Below are 16,208 nucleotides of genomic sequence, written 5' to 3' on the forward strand. Positions count from 1 at the left end.
TAATCATTCAATCTGCCGTTCGGTCTATATTTGTCGCATGCTGATTCCTGTTATTAATCGCTCTACGCACCCGCTACCAGCCTATCAGACTGCTCATGCTGCGGGTATGGACGTGCGCGCTTATCTCTCAGAACCCATTACCCTGCGCCCCTTGCAGCGTGCGCTCATTCCAACGGGGCTTTTCATGGAAATTCCGGTGGGCTACGAGGTGCAGGTGCGGCCCCGCAGTGGCCTGGCGTTCAAACACGGTATTGGCATCGTCAATAGTCCAGGTACCATCGATGCTGACTACCGCGGTGAGCTGAAAGTGTTGCTGGTTAACCTCTCAGATGAGGAGTTTGTGGTACAAGACGGCGAACGCATTGCGCAATTAGTGGTAGCCCGCCACGAAACTGCCATTTGGCAGGAAGCCGATACGCTAAGCGAAACCACGCGCGGAACAGGTGGCTACGGTAGCACTGGCGTCCATTAGAACGAACGGCACGAACGTTAACAACCTATAGAAGCAACCCAACTACAGTATTTCAGTTAGTATACATTCCGATCAACTCAAACCAGCAACCACAAACTCCCTACTTCATGAAAATCATCGTCCCGATGGCCGGCATGGGCAAGCGCATGCGCCCCCACACTCTCACCGTTCCGAAGCCTCTCATTCCGATTGCAGGCAAGCCCATCGTACAGCGCCTCGTGGAGGACATAGCGAAAGTGTGTGGGGAGCAAGTTGACGAGGTGGCATTTATCATCGGGCGCTTTGGTGAGACGGTTGAGAAAAGTCTGGTTAAAATCGCTGAGTCAGTGGGGGCCAAAGGGTCTATTTATTATCAGGATGAGCCGCTGGGCACCGCTCACGCCATTCTGTGCGCCAAAGATTCACTCAGCGGACCATTGGTGGTGGCTTTTGCCGACACGCTATTTAAGGCTGACTTTACCCTCGATAGCTCCGCTGCGGGCACCATCTGGGTGCAGCGCGTCGATGATCCCAAGCCTTTCGGCGTGGTAAAACTGGACGATCAGGGGCAGATCACGGACTTCGTAGAAAAGCCCACTGAGTTTGTATCAGACCTAGCCATTATTGGCATCTACTACTTCCAAGACGGCGACTATCTGCGCGATGAGCTACAGTATTTGCTCGACAATGATATCAAGGACAAAGGGGAATATCAATTAACCAATGCCCTCGAAAATATGAAGAACAAGGGCACCACGTTTGTGCCTGGCCGCGTAACTGAGTGGCTCGATTGCGGCAATAAGGACGCCACGGTGTTTACCAACCAGCGCTATCTGGAGTATCTGCAGGAGCGCGGCGAAAACTTAGTATCTGCATCAGCTACACTCACCAATTCTATTGTCATTCCGCCAGTGTATATTGGTGAGAATGTGAAAATTACTGATTCAGTGGTTGGCCCGCATGTATCGTTGGGCAACAATTCGAATGTGCGTCAGGCCGTTGTTTCTAACTCAATAGTGCAGGAATCGGCCACAGTATTGAACACCAATGTGACCAATTCTATGATTGGTAATCACGCTACCGTCACCGGTGTACCCCATGATTTGAGCCTTGGCGACTATAACACACTGCGTGTGTGACATTTTTCGCCTCTCGGACGTTAGCAGTAGCGCGGACTCATATTCCGCTGATTTGTTTAGTGCGAAGCCTGCTTCGTTTTAGTACCTTCTGAACAGCGGATTGTCAGTCCGCGCTCCTGCGTCCATGAGTCGTATTTCTGCCTTTGTTTTTCTGCTGATCAGCCTACTGTTTGCCGTTCCGGCGTGGGCGCAGCAATCTGCGCCTGCCAAAGCGGATGCGCCTAGTAAAAAGTCTGAAAAACCGGATAAGCCACGCAAGCTTAGTCGGCGAGAGAAAAAAGAGCTTAGCCGCCGTGCCGAAGTAGAGGCCGCCCAGCTCCGGGTAGGCGCTAACTTGTCGGACCGCGACCGGGATATGAGTGAGTCTTACTTCGTGGACGGAGTGAAGTATGTGCTGCTGGAAGACTACAACAAAGCGCTGGAGCGCCTGCTGAAAGCGTATGCGCTCAACCCCACCAACGCGGCTATTAATTATAAAATAGCCGAAACCAACCTGCTGAGCGGGAACCTGAAAGACGCGACCAACTTTGCGCAGGCCGCCGTCAAATATGCCCCCAGAATGCCTATTACTACTTGTTGCTGGCGCAGGTTTATACTTCGCAGAAGCAGTTCGACAAGGCTACACAGGTTTATACCAGCCTAATTAAGGAAGTACCAGATTCCGACTACTACCTGTTCAATCTGGCTGACTTGTATATGGCGCAGGGCAAGTTGAATGAGGCGCTGGCTACCTTTGAGCAAGCGGAGAAGAAATTTGGCCCCCTGGACGAGGTTTCTTTCAAAAAGCAGCAGATTTATCTCAAGCAGAACAATCTGGAAAAAGCTCTCCAGGAAGGGGAGGCTCTGATAAAAGCCAACCCGGAGGAAGTGCGCTACGTGTTAGCACAGGCGGAGATGTATGCTTCCAATAACCGGATGCCCGATGCCATTCGGTTAAGTGAGCAGGCTCTGAGGCAGGACCCCGATAATCCGCAGGCCCGCATGATTCTGGCCGATATATACCGCATACAAGGCAACGCAGTGGAATCGGCCAAGCAGATCAAATTGGCCTTTGCCAGTCCAGCGCTGGACATTGATGATAAGGTGCGCATCCTGGTCGATTATATCAAGCAGCTACCCAACCCAGCAATTGAACAAACAGCCCTTGATTTGGCGGTTATTACTACCAAAGTTCACCCCAAGGAGGCCAAAGCGTTTTCAGTAGCTGGCGATTTACAGACCATTACGGGCCATAAGGCCGCTGGGCGGGAGGCTTATTTGCAGGCCATCCAACTCGATGATTCCAAGTTTCTGCTCTGGCAGCAAGTCGTGCTGATTGATGCAGAGCTAAACCAAACGGATTCATTGTTGCGTCACACCGAGCGTGCCCTAGAATTGTTTCCCAACCAAGCCGCTATGTGGTTTTACAATGGGGTAGCTCATATTTTGGACAAGAAGCCCGTAAAAGGCGTGAAGTCGCTGGAATACGGCCGGAAACTAGCTACCGACAACCCTGAGCTGCTGTCGCAATTTGACACGCAGCTGGGCGATGCTTACCACGAGCTGAAGGAATACGCCAAGTCGGATGCCGCGTATGAGGCAGCATTGAGCTTTGATGCTAACAATGCGCAGGCGCTGAACAATTACAGCTATTATTTATCGTTGAGAGGCGAAAAGCTGGACAAGGCGAAGGAAATGTCAGGCAAACTAGTCAAGCAGTTTCCCGATAACGACACCTATCTGGATACCTACGCCTGGGTATTATACAAACTCAAAGACTATCAAGGGGCCAAGCAAGCGCTAGAAAAAGCCCTAAAATCGACCACCGATGCCACTGTGATCGAGCATTATGGTGATGTGTTATTTCAACTGGGCGAAAAAGACAAGGCCGTGACTCAGTGGCAACGTGCCCAGAAGGCCGGCGGCGCATCAGCGTTCATCGTCCGCAAGATCAAAGACCAAAAATTGTATGAGTAACCGCTTTTTGCTGCTTTTTCTAGTCGCTACTATTACGCTGGGAAGCTGCGCCCGCAAGGCAGTTCCCACCAAAACCGTCATACCACCGACTAGCAATGCAGTTCGGGCCAATAACGTAGAGTTTCGATATCTCTCGGCCAAAGGCAAAGCGCAGATTGAGCAGAATGGTAATAAGCTCCCCAATGCGAACCTGACGCTACGGATCCGTCGCGACAGTGTTATTTGGATATCAGTATCGGTAGCAGGCTTTGAGGGCGTGCGCGCTTCCATTACTCAAGACTCAGTGCGGGTACTTAATAAATTGCAGCGAGAATATTACGTCGGTGATTTTGCCTACTTGAGTCGTCAGCTTAATGTACCGGTTTCCTTTGCACAGGTGCAGGCTTTGCTGCTTGGCAACTACCTTCCTGCCACCAATGGAACTGAGCCCACAATAACGACGGAGGGAGCTATGCAGCGCATACAATACAACCAAGCCAGCTTATTTATTGAGCAGCTTATTGGAATGAGCTTGGGTAAACTCCAAAAGCTTAGCGTGCGTGATGAAGCCAGCAAAAATAATCTGTTGGTTGACTACTCTGACTTTCGTGCGCTAACCCCTACTAATCAGAGTTTTGCTCATAGTACGGTGCTTCAGGTGCAGCAGGCCAACGGTCAGAACAAGTCATCGGCTGCTATTAATTACCGCAACGTGGACGTGGACACCGAGCGGCTAGATTTCCCGTTCTCGGTACCTTCGGGCTATGTACGCAAAAAGTAAGCGCTGGCTATGCTGGTGGCTGATCGTATTAATGGTAGCGCAAGTAGCTCCATCAGTGGCTCAGCAGCGCAGTAAAAGCACGGCTACGCGCAAAGCCCCTGCCCGGAAAAGCACCACCAAGTCGAAAGCACAGCTGGAGCGCGAGCGCCTAGCTAACCTGCGCCGGATTCGGGAAGCCAGCCGCATTCTGAGTCAGACCCAGAAGCAGAAGGAAGCTTCTCTGGGCCAGCTGAACGCACTCAAAGAAAAGCTGGACGTACAGAAGGGCGTTATCCGCAATATTTCCTCGGAGCTGAAATACATTGAGTCGGATGTGCGGCAGACGGAAACCCAGGTGCAGCAAACGCAGCAAAGCCTGGAGCAGCTGAAGAGCGAATATGCTCGGCTAATTTATGCGTCTTCCAAAACGGCGAATAGCTATAACCGCCTGATGTTTTTGTTTGCGGCCGAGTCGTTCAATCAGCTCATGCTGCGCATGCGCTATGTTCGGCAATACTCGGAGGTGCGGAAGACCCAAGCGGCTCAGATTACGAGCGTGCAGCAGCGCCTCAATCGCCAACTGACGGGCCTGACGGAGAAGAAGCAGGAAAAGAGCAGCTTACTTACTACGCAGTTGGCGGAGAATCGTAACCTCAGTACTCTGAAGGTGCAACAGGACCAAGTGGTTACGAAGCTAAGTCGCCAAGAGGAAAACCTGCGCCAAGAGCTAGCCAATCGTCAGGAAGCCGTTAGAAAGCTTGATAACCTGATTGCGCAACGCGTGCGCGAAGAAATAGCCCGCGCCGCCCGGGTAGCGGCGGCCAAAGCAGCCGCCAAAGCGGCAGCCGAGCGTGCCGCCGCCGGTAGCAGCAGCCCTGGTAGCACAGCTCGTACGAGCCCGGCAGCCGAAGCCGCCGCTACCCGTGTCGACCGCATTACGCTCACGCCTGAGATTGCCAGCATTTCCTCTTCATTTGCCGAGAACAGGGGGCGCATGCTGTGGCCTGTAGCACGCGGATTTATCTCTCAACACTTCGGGCGCCACGCGCATCCAGTGCTCAAAAACGTAATTGTGGAGAACCGTGGCGTCGATATTCAGACGAGCGCCGGAGAAGCAGTGCGCGCTGTTTCGGCCGGTAAAGTGCTTACTGTTACTAGTATAGCAGGGATGAATAACATCGTAATGGTGCAGCACGGCGAATACTTCACGGTGTATGCCAAGCTACGCAGCGTAACGGTAAGTGAGGGTGACCAAGTGCAGGCCAAGCAGTCAATTGGTACCGTGTACACCAATTCGGAGGGCACATCAGAACTACAGTTTCAGGTGTGGCGCAACAGCTCCAACCTGAACCCCGAAAGCTGGCTGGGACAAAAGTAGAACCGGAAAGCGGGTGGTTAGCTGCTGGCTCAGTCGCCGTGTGTTGGTGTTTTTGCCCCCAGTAGCTAGTAAATGCCCCAGGCGCATTACTGCACAACCGTCTGCACGTAGAAGCGTTCGAGTAAGTGAGTGATTTGGGCGGTTTCGATCAGAAAGCCATCGTGGCCGTAACCAGAATCCATTTCGGCATAAACAGCACCAGGTATGTAGCGGGCTAGAAGCTGCTGCTCCGTGAGCGGAAATAACACATCCGATGTAATGCCGATGACCAGCGTACGAGCCCGTATTCGGCCCAGCGCGGCAGCCACCCCTCCGCGACTGCGGCCCACATTGTGCGAGTCCATGGCTCTGGACAGCGCCACGTAGGTATAGGCATTGAAGCGCGCCACCAGCTTGTCGCCTTGATACTGTTGATAGGAACTGGCCCGAAAATCAGTAATTTTATCTTCTTCGGGCTCGTGCTGCGTATTACCGTAGGCCTCGTAGCTGCGGTAGCTAAGAAGGGCCACAGCACGAGCCGCTTTTAAGCCAAACTGCCCCCCAGTCGGTGTAGCCGAGTGATAGGTAGGGTCGGCGAAGATGGCCAGGCGCTGCGCCTCATTGAAAGCAATACCCCAGGGCGAGTGCTGCGCATTGGTAGCCAGCACAACCAAATGCTCAAACACGGTGGGTTGCTGAATAGCCCACTCCAAGGCCTGCTGCCCACCCAATGAACCGCCAATCAGCGTGTGAATCTGACCTATGCCCAGATGCTGGCGCAACGCTTCGTGCCCCGCTACCATATCACGCACTGTAAGCAGTGGAAAAGTATGGTATGGTGGTTCCCCCGACTCGGTTGGCGTAAGCGGGCCGGTGGATCCGTAACAAGAGCCCACGATGTTAGCGCATACAATGAAGTGATTTGCCGGATCGAAGTGGCAATTATGACCAAATAAACCCGGCCACCAGCTAAGCACATCGGCGTTGGCCGTAAGCGCATGACACGCCCATACCACATTGTCGCGGGCGGCATTGAGCGTACCGTAGGTCTGGTAGGCTATCTGCACCCGAAGCAAAGTCGCACCACTTTCGAGCTGAAGCGGCGCTGGAAGAATAAAGGTCTGATAATCAGTCATGCGAGGCTAGCGAATTCAGAGCCTGGAGGGAATCATTGAGGCTGCCACTACAGCAGTTAGACTCGTGACAAATAGTAAAGCGGATTTTCAATAGCTCCCAAACCGAGTGAGGCTGCCCAATAAGTAAGCTGATTCGGGAGCTATTGAAGGATGGGCAAGGCGGTATCTTTCTTCCATTTCTGCCTTGTCACCCCGCCAAACCGTAGGACTTGTAAACGGAGCACTAGCCGCTGCAACGGCCTTGCTCAATATCTTCTGCTTGCAACAGCTAGACTTCCAGTACTACGGGATGCTCGATGGCTGGCTCCGGGATTGTATCACCTTCGGTTTGCTGACGCTGGGGGGCTTTTTCCGCTACCGCGTCGAAGGCATTTTGCAAGTCAGCTTTGATGTCTTCTATATGCTCCAGTCCAAGCGAAATGCGCAGCAAGGTGGGCGTCACGCCGGCTGCTATTTGCTCCTGATCAGAAAGCTGCTGGTGCGTAGTGGCGGCGGGCTGAATAATCAACGTTTTCGCATCGCCCACATTAGCCAAATGGCTCACCAGCTTTAGGTTGTCGATGAAGTGCGTGGCCGTATCCTTGGTGCCTTTAATGCTGAAAGTCAGAACGCCACCCGCGCCGCGCTTCAGATATTTCTGGGCTAGAGCGTTATAGCGGCTGCTTTTCAAACCCGGATAGTTTACGGCTTCTACCTGCTGATGCTGCTCTAGCCATTCGGCCAGCTTTTGCGCATTTTCCACCGTCCGATCTACGCGCAACGACAGAGTTTCAAGACCTTGCAGCAGCAGGAAAGAGTTGAAAGGACTGATGGCCGGACCAAAATCGCGCAGGCCTTCTACCCGCGCCCGAATGATAAAGGCGATGTTGCCAAATGGGCCGCCTTTGCCGAACACATCATTGAAAACCAGGCCGTGATAGCCTTCCGAGGGCTCCGTAAACTGCGGAAACTTGCCATTGCCGAAGTCATACTTACCGCCGTCGACAATCACGCCGCCTATGCTGGTGCCGTGGCCGCCAATCCATTTCGTGGCCGATTCTACTACGATGTGCGCGCCGTGCTCTAGGGGGCGAAACAGGTAGCCGCCCGCGCCAAACGTGTTATCGACAATAAGCGGCAGATCGTGTTTGTCAGCAATGGCCGCAATACGCTCAAAATCGGGAATACTGAAGCTGGGGTTGCCAATCGTTTCGAGATACAGCGCCTTAGTCTTGTCGTCGATCAGGGCCTCGAAGCTTTCAGGCGTGTCGCCATCGGCAAAGCGGGCTTCGATACCTAAGCGCTTGAAAGCGACCTTAAATTGGTTGTAAGTGCCACCGTAGAGGTGCTGGGTACTTACAAAGTTGTCGCCGGCCTGCAAAATGTTGTTCAGGGCCAGAAATTGGGCTGCTTGCCCCGAGCTGGTTGCCAATGCGGCCACACCACCTTCCAGCGCCGCTACGCGTTGCTCAAATACATCGGTGGTAGGGTTCATGAGGCGCGTATAAATGTTGCCGAACTCCTTGAGGGCAAACAAATTGGCACCATGCTCCGCGTTCTTAAACACGTAAGAAGTAGTCTGATGGATAGGAACGGCGCGCGAACCAGTAGTAGGATCGGGTTGCTGACCAGCGTGCAATTGCAGGGTTTCGAAGTGCAGGTTTTGTGTGGACATCTTAGTGCTGATTAGAGTTAGAGTGAAGTAGAAAGAGATGACAGAGCGCAGATAATCAGGCATATGGAACCGCAGGAAGGTGGAGCGCTGAACGTGATCCACAGCCGAAGCAGACGAAGCCAGACTAAGACCTAACGTGGTGGGGTAGAATGCCCACGGCGCAACACGGCCTTTAGGAATGATGGAAAGGGGAGGGGGCTAAACCGGAAACTGGATTAGCAGCAGCACGCGCAACAACAGCACATTCGCGTAGCCTCACAACTGCTAATGGCAGGGGCCAAAACGCGGAAACCCGCCAACCAACCAATGCGCAACGATGCGACCGGGGCAGACGGGTGAAGCAAAATGGAAAAAGCAGTGTTTTTCATGGCACTCAGCTTATATCTCCCGCGGGCAACATAGCCGAACGGGCAGGAATTGGCACCTTTCAAAACAATGAAGGTTGCCAGCGGGTCAGGGAGCCTGTTCTCTCGCCGCTTCTGTATAAAATCTGAAAAACTGTCTCGTCGATAACGAGAAGTACCGGACTGGTAACTGCAAATGTACAGTTCGAAATGAGAACGCCAAATGCACAGCAATATTTTTTACTCCGTGCTAACTCGCTGGCTAACAAATAAAAAAGCCCCCAGCAACTTGCTGGGGGCTTTTTTATTTGTTAGCTTTAGCTCAGGGTGTGCTTACGCTTGGGGTAAGGTCAATACCTGACCTACTTCGATATGATCGGGGTTTGAACCGATGGTTGACTTGTTGGCGTCATAAATCTGATGCCACTTGGCGGCATCACCGTAGTGCTTCTTCGCAATTTTAGAAAGTGAATCGCCGCTAACTACAGTGTATTGCGTGCCTTGGGCAGCAGTAGGAGCAGCGGGCTGGTTGGCGTTGCCAAAGAAGTCTGTATTAGCCTTCTGGTTGGGATTGGCAGCCGGCTGAGCAGGCTTTTCGTCGCCTTTATTGGTTAAGAAATCGAACATTCCCATAGTCGTGGTTGATTAAGGAGAAAGGAAGGCGCATGTGCTTGATAGCTATGCTGTCACGTCGTCTTACGCCCCTAGTGCAAATAAGTTGCAGCCGTCAAAAAAGCTCCACTGTTGCTAACTCTTTCCGGCGCGGCGCGTAAGAAGCGCAACATTGCTTTGCTGGAATATTGTACCAGATAAAGCCGCTCCTTTCCATTTTTAGTTAACCCTAAGGTCACTCCCTATGAAAACCATTGCACTTCCTTTCCGCTACTTGGCCAGCCTCATTATGCTGTTGACGCTGTTCACGGCTGCTTGTAGCCAGAAAGACAAAGTTGGCGAAACCAACATGCTGTATGGCACGGAAAGCAAAGTCTGGAAAACGGACAAAGAAACCACTGCCAGCGGCGACAAGGTGGCCCAAACTGATGCTGATAAGGATACCGAACTACGTTTCTACGCCAACGGTAACTTTAACATGACGTCGCCCCAGCAATCGTTGCAAGGCAAGTACACCTTCGACCAGCCCGGCAAAAAAATCACTCTTACCCCCGACGGTGGCACCACATCCATGACTTTCGACGTGGTGAACTTGACGGATGACAAAATCACGTTGCGCGGCGTAAACGGCGAGCAAATGATGCTTGAGTCTGAATAATTGAATTCGCTTTATTACAAAAAAGCCCCCAGCAATGCACTGGGGGCTTTTTTGTGTTCTATGAGTTCATGATTTCCTTCACCCGGTTTCGGCCGAAAACCCGCGCTATCCAGCGGGGCAGGAAAATGGCCCCCAGCACCAGATAGAGATAATAGGTAACAATACGATACAGCAGGACCACAAAATTGGTCATCGTAGGTGTACCGATAAACTTGCCGAAAAAAGTAGGGAAAGCACCTTCCGCAATACCTGCTCCGCCCGGTGTAATGGCTACCAGCAGCACCACCTTATAGATGAGGTTGCGGCTGAAAATCAGCCCAAATTCTCCCCAGCTTAAGTCAACAAAGGCGGCAATAATACAGCCGATTACCAAGTAGCGAGCCGTCCAGACGAAGGCAGTGGAAAGGGCTGCTTCTACCCAGTACCGGATGGCGTTGCCGCGGAGCTGCGCTGAGGCCCATACCATCTCGTTGCCATGTTGATACGCTTTGGCCCGCCAGCGCCGCAAGCCTTTCAGGGAGAATAAACGTACCAATAACCGTTTCACTGACTGCGGATTAATGAAAAGTGCATACAGCATGACCGCCGAGTACAGCGTAACCAGCAGATAGCTAAGTACAAAGGCTATTTGCAGCGTAGTTACAAATCCTCCTTGAAGCGCCTCGTGTGGGTACAAAGCATCGCCTGCTAGCCACACTACTAGCGGCACCGTTACAACATAATACACGTTGTCGAGCAGCGCCGTAACCATTACGTACGCAAGCGATTTGCCCAGCGAAATACCTTCTTTGTTCAGCAGAAACGGCGCTACGGAAGTGCCTCCTACGGCAGAGGGGAGCACGCAAGAGGCAAATTCCCAGATCATAATCACATCTAGGCTCTGGCGCCAACTTAGTACCTTCTCCGAGATATGCCGAATGCGGTAAATGTAGCCCCAGTCGCGGGCCACCAGCACGGCCACCATCACCAATAGCCAGTGTAGCTTGGCATTCGCTAAGGGCGCCAAATCGCCAGGCTGGTAACTGCGCCAGAACATGAAGCCCACGACGCTCAAGCCAATAAGGACCGGCAGAACGATGCGAGAAGGCTTTAGCTTATCAAGAAGTTGCTTTTCCTGACTGTCCTGGGTGAGCGGCATGGGCAAAAGACGGGTGGTGGGGTAAAAGTAGGCAATAATGAGAGTGACCCCTACCAAATACGAGTTAAGTATTGCCTCGAACGATGGGAACTCGTCTATGTCGGAATAGGTGGAAGCCAGGGGACCTTCTTGCAACCTATATCAACAACCGACCCTAACGAAAAGTCGTACCTTTGTCTGATAACTTCGGCAGGAAACGTGGACGGTTCCAACCTTTTATATTGCTAGTAGGTTATTGCGCTATATTTTACTTCTTCCCCTCCAAAAAATGATTGTTGAACCCGGTGAACTGCTGGCGGCCATTGACTCGCCTGATGACCTTAAGAAGCTCAGCGAGGACCAACTAGTCCAAGTAAGCCAGGAACTGCGCCAGTTCATTATTGACTCGGTTTCGATCTATGGGGGGCATTTTGGTGCCTCGTTGGGCGTTGTTGAGCTAACAGTAGCTCTGCATTACGTCTTCAATACCCCCTACGACCAGCTAGTGTGGGATGTGGGCCACCAGGCATACGGCCACAAAATTTTGACTGGCCGGCGGAATCAGTTCCCTACCAATCGTCGCTACGGCGGCATGTCGGGTTTCCCTAAGCGGAAGGAAAGCGAGTATGATGCTTTTGGCGTAGGCCATAGCAGCACCAGCATCGGTGCTGCTTTGGGTATGGCAGTGGCTTCTGAATACAAGAATGAAAAGGATCGTCAGCACATTGCCGTCATCGGTGATGGTGCTATGACGGCCGGTATGGCGTTTGAAGCCCTCAATCATGCCGGCGTAGCCAAGTCCAACCTGTTGGTTATTCTTAATGATAACTGCATGAGCATCGACCCTAATGTGGGCGCGCTCAAAGAGTATCTGACCGATATCACCACTTCCCGCACATATAACAAAGTACGCGACGAACTTTGGAACGTGCTTGGTAAGCTCAGCAAGTTTGGTCCCAATCCTCAACAAATTGCCCGCAAAGTAGAGCAGGCTATGAAGGCAACGCTGCTTAAGCAAAGTAATTTGTTTGAGGCGCTTAACTTCCGCTACTTTGGCCCCGTCGATGGTCATGATGTGCAGCATTTGACCACTATTCTGCGCGACCTGAAAAGCATTCCAGGTCCCAAAATTCTGCATTGTGTAACGGTTAAAGGTAAAGGCTACGCACTGGCTGAAAAAGACCAGACGCTGTGGCATGCTCCCGGCCTGTTTGATAAAATCACGGGTGAAATTCATAAGAAAACCTACGATACCCCTCAGCCGCCCAAATACCAGGATGTATTCGGCCACACTATCGTAGAGTTGGCTGAGCAGAATGATAAAGTGATGGGCGTAACGCCCGCCATGCCTTCTGGCTGCTCTCTGAATATTATGATGAAGGCCATGCCTGACCGTGCCTTCGACGTAGGTATAGCTGAGCAGCACGCCGTCACATTTTCTGCGGGCCTCGCCACACAGGGGTTGGTACCCTTCTGTAATATCTACTCGTCTTTCATGCAGCGGGCCTACGATCAGGTAGTACACGACGTGGCTTTGCAGAATCTAAACGTGGTGTTTTGCCTCGACCGCGCTGGCTTTGCTGGTGCTGATGGCCCTACGCACCACGGGTGCTACGATATTGCTTATATGCGTTGCGTTCCTAACATGGTAGTTTCAGCACCCATGAACGAGCAGGAGCTGCGGAACCTGATGTATACCGCCCAGCAACCTGATATGGGGCCCTTTAGCATTCGCTACCCTCGGGGTGAGGGTGTGATGCCTAATTGGCGTACACCATTCAAGAAGATCACCGTTGGGACAGGTCGTGTAGTGCGCGAAGGACAGGGAGTTGCTATTCTCAGCTTCGGCCACATCGGCAACTACGCAGTGAAAGCCACTACCGCTCTGGCCGCTGAGGGCATCTCCGCTGGCCACTATGATATGCGCTTTGCTAAACCATTAGACGAAGAAATGCTTGCCGACATATTCAGCCGCTACCAAGCTATTGTGACGGTAGAGGATGGCTGTCTGCAAGGTGGCTTCGGGGCTGCTGTACTAGAGTTTATGGCTGATCATGGTCACAGTGTTCCCGTGAAGCGCCTTGGTATTCCTGACCGCGTGGTAGAACATGGGTCGCAGGACGAGTTGTATAAAGAGTGCGGATTCGACGCGGTGGGTATCGCTGATGCTGTGCGGGAGTTAACTAGTAAGGCAATGGCTAAAGCTTCTGCTGAACGATTAGCTGTTTAAATTAAGAATAGCAGAGAAGTCCCAATTTTTGATAAAAGGACGCCATAGAGGCAGTAGCATGCTAGCTGCTGCCTCTATGGCGTCCTTTGTTGGTATTAGGTATATTATACTTATTCCATTCGTCAAAGTAGTATATTATTTTTTGTTTTATATATTAATAATTTCTAATATATTTGATTTTATTGCACATAAACAACTTATAGTGAGTGATATACTATTGTTGCATATACGGTGAACCAAGATGTTTTGCAAAAGGTCGCAATCAAGCTATGTTAACAATACAACCTTTGAATTATAATAAAATAATACATAGTAGTATATTGTTTTTATCCCTATTAATTATAAATTTGCCAAGGTGAAATATTGTTTGGTTTGCTGCCCTACGGTTCTTCACTTTTTAATTTCCTTTATTCTGTTCTCTCTTACCTAACCCTTTTGCATTTTGAAACATTATCTACTCCTCTTTCTCAGCTTGTTATTGACTGCCTTTGCCAGTGGTAACAGTTTTGCTCAATGTACTTACACTAGCCTTGCTGATGGAAACTTCTTTCTGCAAGACGGCACAACTTTCAATGCAGCCCTTTTTTCCCGAACTGGGAACTGCAACGCACAAGATAATATCAGCAACAGTATAATTTTAATCAATCATAATATAACTCTTAACGGTAATCTTTCTATCACCGGTGCTATCACAATTGCTACTACGGGATCATTGAGACAGGATAATACCAGCAGAATATTGACAATTAGGGGAAATGGAAATGGCAGCGATATTAAGCTTACTTTGTTAGCCCCTGCTGCGCCACTCCGTACATCACCCCAACTTACCGTGGGAGTATTAGACTTAAGAGCTGCGACAGTTAATGTCGGCGTAAATTCAACATTGCGCGTAAACTGTACCTTATATACTGGAAATCAGGTAACTATCAATTTGGGAAATAACTCTCTACTTAATGTGCTTGGTGACATTGATGTAGCGACTGGCAACCCTGGTATTGTGGGGCCAGTATCTGGCACTCCTGCTGGTCTACGGGTGGCAGGCAAACTCAAAAACAATAATGGTGGAGCATCTTCTCTCTTTAGCACTACGGATAATATAACTACCTGTGTTCAACGGGTAACAGTGCCATGCTCAACTTCCAGCGCACCCGACCAAACACCGCAGGATGATGCTGCAATTTCTAATGATCCATCATGTATCTCAGTACTTCCAGTCACGCTTACTCGCTTTGTAGGGCAGTGGGCGGCGGGTGGCGCTGCTGTGAATTTGAAATGGACGACGGCCACGGAAATTGATAACGATTTCTTCTCGGTAGAGCGCTCGGCTGATGGTATTACATTTGAGAAAATAGATCAGGTGAAGGGTGCAGGCAATTCTTCTATGCTTCGAAATTATGCTTATACCGATGCAAGTCCTTTAATGGCCTCCTCTTATTATCGTCTCCGGCAGGTAGACTACGATGGCAAAGCCACTTATTCACCTATCATTTCCCTTGGTACTCCTCAGCGCTCAACTGATTGGCTGGTCACTACTTCTTCACCTCGCCGCTTTATCATCCAGAGTCAGTTGGACGCAAATAGCCGCTTTTCTGTGCTGGATGTGACTGGTAAGCCTATGTTTTCGCAGGCTATTTCCTCAGACAATGCCAATGTTGTAATTCCTTCCCTACCGACTGGCGTTTACCTTTTCCGTCTCACAACGCAACAAGGGCGGTTCACAATTCGGCAGGTAGTTACTGCTGGTAACTAATAGGATAGCCAATTTCGTAAATAGCTGCCTCTGGTAAGCTTTATAGCGAAACAATGAAATACCAGCAAAAAGGCCAGGACCGTATACGGTCCTGGCCTTTTTGCTGGTATTTCATTGTTCATCAACTTGATAGTCTTTTACGTCTCATTTAATTGATCAGTAACTATGAATACGTCAGATAAAAAGCTCGTTCTTATCTACCTACACGGTTTTGCCGAAAACCATACCATCTGGACTGAATTCATTCAAAATTGCCCCCCAGAATACAAAGTAATTACCCCTGACTTCCCCGGCTACGGTACCGCCGATTCGTCTCGGACTACTGACTACTCCATGGAGGCGCTGGCGGAGTTTGTGAAAGGTGAACTGGATGAAGCTGATGCACAACGAGCCATTTTAATTGGGCACTCGATGGGTGGGTACGTGGCGCTGGCGTTTGCCGAGAAGTACCCAGCGCGGGTCGCGGGCCTATGTCTGTTTCATTCCTCCGCGCAGGCCGATACGGACGAAAAAAAGGCTAACCGCGACAAAAATATCAGTTTTGTAGAGCGCCACGGCGTAGTCAAATTTATGGAAACATTCATCCGGCCGCTCTTTGCCGATGCCAATGAGGAAACGATGATGCCCTACCGGCGCCAGCTGGAAGAAATAGGTGCTGCCACCTCACAGGCTAGTATAATTGGGGGTATGCGAGCCATACGCGACCGACCCGACCGTACGGAGGTGTTGCGCAAAGCCACATTTCCAGTGCTATTTATAGTTGGTAAGGAAGATGCGGCCGTGCCGTTAGCTACGTCTTTGGAGCAGGTAGCACTGCCGCCTGAGAGTACAGCCCTATTTCTAGAGCGAGTAGGTCACGTTGGGTTCTTTGAGCGGCCACAATCGACCCGACGGGCAGTGCTAGACTTCGTAGGGGGCATTTTTGGAACGTATTAGGATCAATCAGCAAACTAGCAGGGCTTTTTTCTAGGCAAAGAAATGCCTATTAATCAGGTATCATTTTATCACGCAGGCTACTTGGTGCTTCCTCTAGCCACATGATGTGCAAATTAGCTTTGTCGGTAG

General features: G+C 50.9%; 14 protein-coding genes and 1 riboswitch. Of the genes, 10 read left to right on the top strand and 4 right to left on the bottom strand.

The annotated features are described in order from the left end of the window. Window positions 1-37: 37 nt before the first annotated feature. From dut to EPD59_RS03505, 6 genes are all read left to right on the top strand, one after another. On the top strand, window positions 38-472 hold the full coding sequence (dut, locus tag EPD59_RS03480; protein WP_133271578.1) for a dUTP diphosphatase: 435 nt from the start codon (window positions 38-40) through the stop codon (window positions 470-472). A 107-nt stretch (window positions 473-579) separates the two neighbouring features. Then, window positions 580-1,590 carry a sugar phosphate nucleotidyltransferase gene (locus EPD59_RS03485; RefSeq protein ID WP_133271579.1) on the top strand — a complete coding sequence of 337 codons (1,011 nt, stop codon included), beginning with the start codon at window positions 580-582 and terminating at the stop codon, window positions 1,588-1,590. 124 nt (window positions 1,591-1,714) lie between these two features. Next, complete coding sequence (locus tag EPD59_RS03490) at window positions 1,715-2,233, top strand: tetratricopeptide repeat protein (protein ID WP_133271580.1); 519 nt, start codon at window positions 1,715-1,717, stop codon at window positions 2,231-2,233. Further along, the gene (locus EPD59_RS03495) at window positions 2,164-3,546 is read left to right on the top strand and encodes a tetratricopeptide repeat protein (protein ID WP_133271581.1); all 1,383 of its coding nucleotides are present in this window, start codon (window positions 2,164-2,166) and stop codon (window positions 3,544-3,546) included. Before EPD59_RS03490 ends, EPD59_RS03495 begins: the two co-directional genes overlap by 70 nt. Further along, on the top strand, window positions 3,539-4,306 hold the full coding sequence (locus tag EPD59_RS03500) for a DUF4292 domain-containing protein (protein WP_133271582.1): 768 nt from the start codon (window positions 3,539-3,541) through the stop codon (window positions 4,304-4,306). The genes EPD59_RS03495 and EPD59_RS03500 overlap by 8 nt, the downstream gene beginning before the upstream one ends. After that, window positions 4,290-5,663 (top strand): murein hydrolase activator EnvC family protein, encoded by a 1,374-nt coding sequence (locus EPD59_RS03505; protein WP_240731602.1) that lies wholly within the window; start codon window positions 4,290-4,292, stop codon window positions 5,661-5,663. Before EPD59_RS03500 ends, EPD59_RS03505 begins: the two co-directional genes overlap by 17 nt. A gap of 86 nt (window positions 5,664-5,749) precedes the next feature. Here EPD59_RS03505 and EPD59_RS03510 read toward each other — a convergent pair whose 3' ends face one another. From EPD59_RS03510 to EPD59_RS03520, 3 genes are all read right to left on the bottom strand, one after another. Beyond that, window positions 5,750-6,778, bottom strand: coding sequence for a homoserine O-acetyltransferase family protein (locus tag EPD59_RS03510; protein WP_133271583.1), 1,029 nt, complete (start codon window positions 6,776-6,778; stop codon window positions 5,750-5,752). A 268-nt stretch (window positions 6,779-7,046) separates the two neighbouring features. Next, window positions 7,047-8,432, bottom strand: coding sequence for an O-acetylhomoserine aminocarboxypropyltransferase/cysteine synthase family protein (locus EPD59_RS03515; protein WP_133274585.1), 1,386 nt, complete (start codon window positions 8,430-8,432; stop codon window positions 7,047-7,049). 375 nt (window positions 8,433-8,807) lie between these two features. Further along, window positions 8,808-8,922, bottom strand: a riboswitch (SAM riboswitch). 187 nt (window positions 8,923-9,109) lie between these two features. After that, entirely contained in the window at window positions 9,110-9,403 is a 294-nt protein-coding gene (locus tag EPD59_RS03520) for a LysM peptidoglycan-binding domain-containing protein (RefSeq protein WP_240731603.1), read from the bottom strand. A gap of 229 nt (window positions 9,404-9,632) precedes the next feature. Here EPD59_RS03520 and EPD59_RS03525 point away from each other — a divergent pair, with 229 nt between their 5' ends. Continuing rightward, on the top strand, window positions 9,633-10,046 hold the full coding sequence (locus EPD59_RS03525; RefSeq protein ID WP_133271585.1) for a hypothetical protein: 414 nt from the start codon (window positions 9,633-9,635) through the stop codon (window positions 10,044-10,046). 58 nt (window positions 10,047-10,104) lie between these two features. On the opposite strand, the gene EPD59_RS03530 is transcribed toward EPD59_RS03525, so the two are convergent. Further along, complete coding sequence (locus EPD59_RS03530) at window positions 10,105-11,319, bottom strand: lysylphosphatidylglycerol synthase transmembrane domain-containing protein (RefSeq protein ID WP_240731604.1); 1,215 nt, start codon at window positions 11,317-11,319, stop codon at window positions 10,105-10,107. A 133-nt stretch (window positions 11,320-11,452) separates the two neighbouring features. On the opposite strand from EPD59_RS03530, the gene dxs reads away from it, so the two are divergent. The 3 genes from dxs (at window position 11,453) to EPD59_RS03545 (ending at window position 16,079) form a co-directional block, all read left to right on the top strand. Continuing rightward, a complete protein-coding gene (gene dxs, locus EPD59_RS03535; protein ID WP_133271586.1) occupies window positions 11,453-13,393 on the top strand; it encodes a 1-deoxy-D-xylulose-5-phosphate synthase in 1,941 nt (646 codons plus the stop codon). Between the two features lie 442 nt (window positions 13,394-13,835). Next, complete coding sequence (locus EPD59_RS03540) at window positions 13,836-15,143, top strand: T9SS type A sorting domain-containing protein (RefSeq protein WP_133271587.1); 1,308 nt, start codon at window positions 13,836-13,838, stop codon at window positions 15,141-15,143. Between the two features lie 165 nt (window positions 15,144-15,308). Next, a complete protein-coding gene (locus tag EPD59_RS03545; RefSeq protein WP_133271588.1) occupies window positions 15,309-16,079 on the top strand; it encodes an alpha/beta fold hydrolase in 771 nt (256 codons plus the stop codon). Window positions 16,080-16,208 lie beyond the last annotated feature (129 nt).

Source organism: Hymenobacter radiodurans, assembly GCF_004355185.1.
Lineage (GTDB): Bacteria > Bacteroidota > Bacteroidia > Cytophagales > Hymenobacteraceae > Hymenobacter > Hymenobacter radiodurans.